Here is a 6,864-nt window from a genome sequence, read left to right on the forward strand (position 1 = left end):
AAAAGGTGGGAGCCTCGAATATATGGAAGAGAATGACCCTGCAGAAATTCTAGATCAAATAATATATGATTTCATCGCAGGAATTCCACGTTAAGATGAATATTTTCCAATTCTCTTGTGGGTGACAGCATGTTTTTGAGGAGTATTCTTAGAAAATACTTGAGACAAGCACGATAGCAAGCGTCTTTAGCGTATCCGTACCGCATCCCCCTCCTCATCCAGCACGCAACTCCCGTCCTTCGTGCAAATCTCCCGATCCCTAGGCTCATCCTCAGCGATCAGCCCCCACCCTGCGCCCAGCTTCTCAACCAAAGCCCGCATTTCCTCCAGCGGCACAGGCGTCGCGCCATCCCAAAGCGAGAAGGCAAGCCCGATCTCGCCGCCCGGAACCGCCAGCCCGAACACGCCGGTCCAAAGGATGCGACCGCTCTTGAGGCGATGCGCGTTATAGAGCCAGACCATGTCATCAACGGCATCGGCGGGGTCAATAGCATCCAGCGCCCATTCGTCCGCGAGGCTGCCATCCGCCGCGTTGGTCAGCGGTTCGAGGTCGGTGAGGACGGTGCCCCAAGTCTGCTGCCAGAGGGTTTCCAGCCACGCCCAGGTATCCAGGCGGAGCTTCTCATAGGCGAGACGCAGGGCGTAAAAGTCGCGCACTTCACCGAGCGTCAGCCCGGCCGGGGGTTCCGTCTGGTCGGCGACCCAATCGAGGGCACTGCGGGTGGCGGGGTCGCGGTAGGCCAGGAGGGTTTCCGGCAGGGCGATGCGGATCATCAGCTTAGTCCCAAGGCAATGCGCCATTGCTGGCGGCGGAAGAGGTCGAAGGGGTCGAGGTCGGCTCGCAATGGGCGCGCTGGTTGGTCGGCGAGGTAGGTTTCAAACCGCCGCAGCAGGTGGAACCAGGAGACGGCCCGCCAAGCGCGCGAGGTAGCGCCGCTGGGGGCGTGGCCGTCCGGGGTGACATAGAAGCTCGCTACCTCTGCCTCGGGAAGCGCTTGGCTCAGATACTGGGAATAGGGGCGGAGTTGATCGAGGCTCAGCCCAGCCCAGTGCTTGAACTCTACTGCTAGGGCGACGGGCTTTCCGGCGGGCGTCTTCCAAGTGAGCAGGAGATCGATGGAGCCGCGTTTGCCCCGTTGCCGCAGGCCGGTGCCCACTTCCTTCCGCACGCTCAGGCTACCGGGGGCGATGTCCAGCGGGAGTGAGATCGGCGGCTCATCGTAAGCTCGTAAGCAATTGGCGGCATCGATCAGGGCTGCGGCAAAGGCACGGGCGCGGGCTTCTGAGGTGGCGGCATCGTGATAGGCGTTCGTCCCGAGAAAGACGGCAAGCCCCTTGGAGGATACCGGCTCCAAGAATTTCGCCGCGAAGGGCAGAGCATCGCTGTGGGTCAGTCCGTGCCTTGGATGAAACCCGAAGAGTCCGAGATCGGCCTTGCGGAGCGCATCGAAATCCAGTCCTTCCGGCAACGGGCGCGTCACGTGCGCGGGCGGTATCGCCGCCAGCATGTCGGCGACCTCAGCCATGACGCCGGGGGCCTCCATCGGCAACGGTCGATCCGGCCCTTTGATGCGTGTTGTTCCCATAACGGAAGCTCAAATCCGGGGCTGTTCTACGATTAATCGTAGAAAAACTCCGTTCTTCGTCACCTGTCAATCCCTGCTTTCGAGGCTTTGGGGTGTGGTGGCAATGCAGCTTCTTTGGGACGCTCGCGCTATGACCGAAGCTGACGCGACCGTTTCCCGTAAAGCCCGAGGGGCCGAGCTTCTCCGCAAGCTGGGGCGGCGCGTGCGCGCGCTGCGGCGCGCCCAGGGGTTGACCCAGGAAGCCCTGGCCGAACGGGTCGGTATTAGCGTTGACGGGATTAGCCAGATCGAGCGCGGCGTGAATTTCACCTCAATGGTCCATGCCGAAGCCTTGGCCGAAGCTGTCGGCGTACCGTTCCATGAGCTGTTCCGACTGGACCCCGTGCCGCCGCTAGAGCTTGAGGCCGAACGGCTGCTGGCGCTGTTCACGGCGCAACCGCCCGAGGTTCGGCGCGCGATGCTGGAACAAGCCGAGGGGCTGGCCCAACTCGCGCGCCGTCTTACATCCGCTAATTGATCTGATACTCGACCAGCCAACGGCCCTTGCCCTTATCGAGCCAGCGCAGGCGATATTCCATCGGCATCGTCGCGCCGTTGGTGAAGGCCTGCCCGGCACACAGGCGGATTTGCTCCGTCGGGTTCCACGAAGTTTCGTGGGGGTTCTCGACTTCGATCAAGCGGAGCCCTTGCGTGCGCCCGGCGGGGGAACTTTCCACCGCACCCTTTAGCGTCCGTAAGGTAACGGAGGCATCGCACAGCGGCAGGCTGTCCGCTTTCCCGCCGCCGAAACGGATCAGGTTAAGGCCGATCAGCCCCACCGCAAGGATCGTGATGATAATCTTATCGCGGCGGGGCACCGGCTCCCACACGCCTTTCTTGCGCCGATAGGTCGGCCCGCGCCAAAGCAGGAAGAGGCCGAGTGGGAAAAAAACGAGGCAGGCGAGCACGACAAACCAGTGTTTGCGGCTGACGGGAACGGTGGCGGTATCGTCGATCTTGGACATAGCTCTCCTGTTCCGGCGCGGGAGTGCGCCTGAGGGGTTAGGTGTTGGAAGATGACAAGAGGACGCGTCAAAAGCGGACGCGTTAACGGAGAGAAACTCCGCTTTCTGAGCGACGCGGACTAGCCGCTCCGCTGCAAAACTTCGATAGTGATCGGGCCGAGGTCTTCTCCCCGTCCGCTTCTGACGCAGACGGAAGCGAAGCTGACGGCAGACAAAGCGAGAAGCGGACCCCGGAGATGCGCTACGACAAACCTGAAATGATCCTGCGGTTGGCGCTCTTGATGCAGGGCAGCGCCGAAGGGCTGCGGCTCGCCGATATTGAAAGCGCTTTTTCCGTCAGCCGCCGCACGGCAGAGCGGATGCGCGACGCGGTGATCCGGCTCTTCCCCCAGGTCGAGGAACTCGCCGATGGCGGACGGCAAAAGCGCTGGCGCTTGCCCTCCGGTCTGCGCCCGGCGCTGCTGGCCCCGACGCTGGAGGAACTCTCGGCCCTGGATGCCGCTGGGAAACTGCTGGAGCAAGCCAGCCTCAAAACCCAGGCCGAGGCGTTACAGACCTTGGGCCAGAAACTCCGCGCGGCTTTGGCCCCAGCAATGCGCCGCCGTCTCGATCCCGATCTTGATGCGCTCAGTCAGGCCGAAGCCGTCACCCATCGCCCCGGCCCTTATGTGCCGATTGACGGAACGACGCTGGCGATTTTCCGGGAAGCGATCCTCGCTGGGCGCTGGATTGAAGGTCGCTACCGCAGCCGAATTACCGGCGTCGAGAGTGTGAAGCGGCTCGCCCCGCTCGGCTTTCTGTATGGGCCACGCCCGTTCCTGCTGGCCCAAAACCCAGAGTGGGATCGGCCACAGCATTATGCGCTGGATCGGTTTGCTGAGGTGCGGCTGCTGCCCGATCCGGCACCGGTCTTGGACATTGATCTTGCCGCCTTCGTTCAGCGCAGTTTTGGCGTGTTCCAAGATGCCGAAGGGCCGCGCCGGATCGTCTGGCGGTTTACGGCCCACGCGGCCCCCAATGCCCGCACCTACCGCTTCCACCCGACGCAAGAAATGATCGACTTGCCCGACGGCAGGCTGGAAGTGCGCTTCACCGCCAGCAGCCTGTGGGAGATGGCCCTGCATCTCTTTGGCTGGGGGCCGGATGTAGAAGTGATCGAGCCGCCCGAGTTGCGGGAAGAACTGCTGTTCCGCTGCCGCGAGGTCATGGGCGTTTATGAGGATGAGGACGCGCCCGCTAATATTCCGACGCCAGCATGATGGTGAGCACGCGGCGGGTTACGCTGGGATCGGCCGGGTCGGGACTGGCCTCGGTCAGTGTGAGATCGTAAGCATCGATCTTCCAGAAGCAGCGTTGCCCGGCGATTTCGACACTGCCAAAATCATGCTCGCCATAGGGATCATTGCCAGGGTCGAAGGCGGTGAAGCTGCGGACGGCGTGAAGAACCTCCGCCTGTTGGTCTTCGGGCAAAGCCCGAATGCCAGGGGTTACCAGAACCGTTCCACCGCTGAAGCTGCGCCGGAAGCGATCGTTCAAAGTGCGGATACGGTCATAGGGTGCTTCGGTCATTGCACCGCCTCCGCCGTCAAGAGTGCCGCGACCGGGCCTTGGTAGAGACACAGCGCATCCGCGTCCCGGCCCTCGACCAGTACGATGCTGAGGGTTCCTTGTGGGCGGGTAACGAGCGCCCGCAAATCGAAGTCGGGTAGTTCGCGCCAGTCGCGCAACAGCCGTACCGGCACGCGGTCGAGGCTGAAGCCGACAACCAGCTTTGCGGCATAGCGCCCGGCGTCAAAACGCCCCGGCCCCTGTGCCGCTAAAAGCGTTCGGGCGAAACCGTGTGGGTCGAAAGCCATCTCAAGGCATAGATGAAAAATCCCGGTGGCGCGGTCGGCCACCGAGAGGGCTATGATCCCGGTCATTGTATCCTCATGAGAAGGGGTGATTAAACGCGGCGCAGTCGATAGACGCGCCGGGAGAAGCGGTAAGGCGTAGTGCCGCTAAAACCGCAGTCGGCCAGGAGCAGCGGGCCGTAGCCCATGCTGTCGAAAAGGTGCAGCTTCGTCCTGCCCACCCGGTCGATGACGGTCCAATGTCCGCCTTCGGTATGCCGATAGGTCATCAGGAGGCTGACATCCGCCCGTGCCAGTCGGCGCAGGGTCGTGAAGGGCTGACGCGGGGGCAGCATCAGCCGGTCCCAACTTAACGGCAGGGTTGGGCCCATTGTTTCGACGCAGGCCATCAGCAGCAGTTCGAGTGTTGGCCCGCCGCCGCCATCAATCAGCGTCGTCAGCAGCCGGTCGTTGCGGTCCAGCGCCCGGCACAAGGCGCGGAACAGGCGGATGATGGCGGGCTGATCGAGATCTGGAGCGAGACGCAGCACGCCGTTGAGCACGGCATAGAGGCTGCAGAGATAATCTTCGTCCCCCTGAAACCGGGGCTCAATCGGCTCACGCTTCACAGCAGCGCGATAAGGCGACGTTGGGCGTGCGTGTCGCCCTGAATATAGCGCTCAGTCGTCGCCAACTGCCGGTGCCCGGCGAGCAACTGCACGTCGCGCAAACTGCCGCCCGCTTTAGCAAGATTGCGCGCCGCCGTAGTGACGAATGTCCGCCGCCCGCTGTGGGAACTGCACCCTTCGAACCCCAGCGCGGCATACCACCCGGCGAAAAGATTGACGATGCTCCCGGCCCGCATCGGCCCGCCGCGTTCCGAGGTGACGATGGAGGCATCCCGTTCCGGCGAAGCATCCAACTCGGCCCGCAAGGCGATGAGCGCCGCCCTCAATTCCTGGTGCATCGGCACGATCCGCCCGCCCCGGCGTTTGGCGATGGCATCCTCGACGGTCAGACGATCGGCGACCTTGCCATAGGGATCAAGCACCATGCGCCAGCGCATCCCGGCAATCTCGGCCGCCCGCAACCCGGCGCGGAAGCTCAAAGCGACAATCACCCGGTCGCGCGCGGGATAGCGCGAGTGCGATAAGACGTGTTTATGCAGCCGACGCACGGCAGACGGCGTCAGCAGCAAGGCTTGTGACCCTGGCATGAGAACTCTCACAAATGTGATGGAAGTACATAGAGTATAGCACGGGTAGAGATAAAAATCAAGCATCTACAAAATAACCACATATAAATGAAAAGAGGCGGTTCAATTGAACCGCCTTTCTGGAGAGTTATTTCAGAGAATCCATTTTAATCATGTGGTAATAATGTCGGGCGGGTTTGGCGCTACCCTTTGTCGCGATCTGTTTTTGCTGTGCCTTGAGAGGATCACCCTTGCGTTCACTAACTAACGCACCCTGTTGATGCAGAAGCTTAAGCACCCGCTTGGCGGCAGATTTCCCGCCACAGATCACTTGTAGGCGCTTAGTACCCAACCCAACGATCCGATCACCTCCCTCGATCCAGAGAAGGCCGAGAGCCTTGGTCAGTTCAGCCTCATCATAGGCCTTGCCCTGCTCCACGCGGGTCATCTTGATGCGATTCTGAGACACATAGGCCTTCAAGGCAGCAAGACCATCGCGCTCCTTTTGGGCCCGTTTAGCCCGCAGGCGGAAATGATCCCGCTCGCATCGCAAGATAGCTTTGCGCAACTCCCGCCATGTCCAAGGCAACAGCCCAAACTTGATGGCAAGCCGCGCACCGAGATAGACGGTCGCAAAGCGTTCATGGAGGCGACCCCTGCCTTCATCGCACCCAAATTTCGCACTTGCCCGCCGGATATACCGCTGCCGCCACCGTTCCAACTGCTCCCTGAGCCCAGCCTCATCATCCGCGCGGGCCTGAACCAACCGTTGCAGAAAAGCCTGAATGAGCGTGCCATAGTGCTCGGCACTGGCCTTTTTGAGATGATTGGAAAGTAAGGCCCCCGACTCGAACCCATGCAGGTTTTCGAACATTCCATCCGTTTTCTCGGGAAATGGAATGTCGATGGCACGGGCGTGGTGGGCATCGTCTACTGCCTCTCCTCCGGCCGTGAGGATTTCGTCGACGGTCAAATTGGTGGTGCCGAGAAAAATCGAGCGCCACGAACTCGGCCCATCGCCTGGCACTAAACGGCCTTTCTCTTCGCCGCCCGACAGTCGCATGACGGAAGCAGAAAAGGCGGCGGCCCGACTCTTACTTCCCTCAGCAAGAACCCTCGTTTCGTCAAGAGGAAGGAACATACCATTGTGCGAGGCTGCCAGTGCCTCGAGATTATTGGGGGTGTGATTCCAACTCTCACAATATCCAAGCAGGCGTTTAGGATCACCGCCCCAGACCGATCCGGCG

10 protein-coding genes are annotated in these 6,864 nt (G+C 61.5%); 2 read left to right on the plus strand and 8 right to left on the minus strand.

Features of this window, described 5'->3' with window-relative positions; all coding sequences use genetic code 11:
• Positions 1–186 precede the first annotated feature (186 nt).
• Positions 187–774: a hypothetical protein gene (locus VZ95_RS13795; RefSeq protein WP_045776367.1), complete on the minus strand. Its 588-nt coding sequence runs from the start codon at positions 772–774 to the stop codon at positions 187–189.
• The gene (locus VZ95_RS13800; RefSeq protein WP_198148301.1) at positions 774–1,526 is read right to left on the minus strand and encodes a PDDEXK-like family protein; all 753 of its coding nucleotides are present in this window, start codon (positions 1,524–1,526) and stop codon (positions 774–776) included. The genes VZ95_RS13795 and VZ95_RS13800 overlap by 1 nt, the downstream gene beginning before the upstream one ends.
• A 190-nt stretch (positions 1,527–1,716) precedes the next feature.
• Here VZ95_RS13800 and VZ95_RS25680 point away from each other — a divergent pair, with 190 nt between their 5' ends.
• Positions 1,717–2,103, plus strand: coding sequence for a helix-turn-helix domain-containing protein (locus VZ95_RS25680; RefSeq protein WP_052711764.1), 387 nt, complete (start codon positions 1,717–1,719; stop codon positions 2,101–2,103).
• On the opposite strand, the gene VZ95_RS13810 is transcribed toward VZ95_RS25680, so the two are convergent.
• Positions 2,096–2,590 (minus strand): hypothetical protein, encoded by a 495-nt coding sequence (locus VZ95_RS13810; protein WP_045776369.1) that lies wholly within the window; start codon positions 2,588–2,590, stop codon positions 2,096–2,098. The two genes, VZ95_RS25680 and VZ95_RS13810, sit on opposite strands and share 8 nt — an antisense overlap.
• 236 nt (positions 2,591–2,826) lie before the next feature.
• Between VZ95_RS13810 and VZ95_RS13815 the strand changes: the two genes are divergently transcribed.
• On the plus strand, positions 2,827–3,849 hold the full coding sequence (locus tag VZ95_RS13815) for a helix-turn-helix transcriptional regulator (RefSeq protein WP_052711765.1): 1,023 nt from the start codon (positions 2,827–2,829) through the stop codon (positions 3,847–3,849).
• On the opposite strand, the gene VZ95_RS13820 is transcribed toward VZ95_RS13815, so the two are convergent.
• The 5 genes from VZ95_RS13820 to VZ95_RS13840 all read right to left on the minus strand — a co-directional run.
• Positions 3,827–4,159, minus strand: a complete 333-nt coding sequence (locus tag VZ95_RS13820; protein WP_045776370.1) for a DUF3768 domain-containing protein — start codon at positions 4,157–4,159, stop codon at positions 3,827–3,829. The two genes, VZ95_RS13815 and VZ95_RS13820, sit on opposite strands and share 23 nt — an antisense overlap.
• Complete coding sequence (locus tag VZ95_RS13825; protein ID WP_045776371.1) at positions 4,156–4,512, minus strand: hypothetical protein; 357 nt, start codon at positions 4,510–4,512, stop codon at positions 4,156–4,158. The genes VZ95_RS13820 and VZ95_RS13825 overlap by 4 nt, the downstream gene beginning before the upstream one ends.
• A gap of 23 nt (positions 4,513–4,535) precedes the next feature.
• A complete protein-coding gene (locus VZ95_RS13830) occupies positions 4,536–5,051 on the minus strand; it encodes a hypothetical protein (protein WP_045776372.1) in 516 nt (171 codons plus the stop codon).
• Complete coding sequence (locus VZ95_RS13835) at positions 5,048–5,638, minus strand: tyrosine-type recombinase/integrase (RefSeq protein ID WP_045776373.1); 591 nt, start codon at positions 5,636–5,638, stop codon at positions 5,048–5,050. Before VZ95_RS13835 ends, VZ95_RS13830 begins: the two co-directional genes overlap by 4 nt.
• A 127-nt stretch (positions 5,639–5,765) precedes the next feature.
• Positions 5,766–6,864 (minus strand): DUF927 domain-containing protein (locus tag VZ95_RS13840; RefSeq protein ID WP_156995299.1); only part of this gene is annotated, 1,099 nt, incomplete at its 5' end.

The sequence above is a fragment of the Elstera litoralis genome, assembly GCF_000963705.1.
Classification (GTDB): Bacteria; Pseudomonadota; Alphaproteobacteria; order Elsterales; family Elsteraceae; genus Elstera; species Elstera litoralis.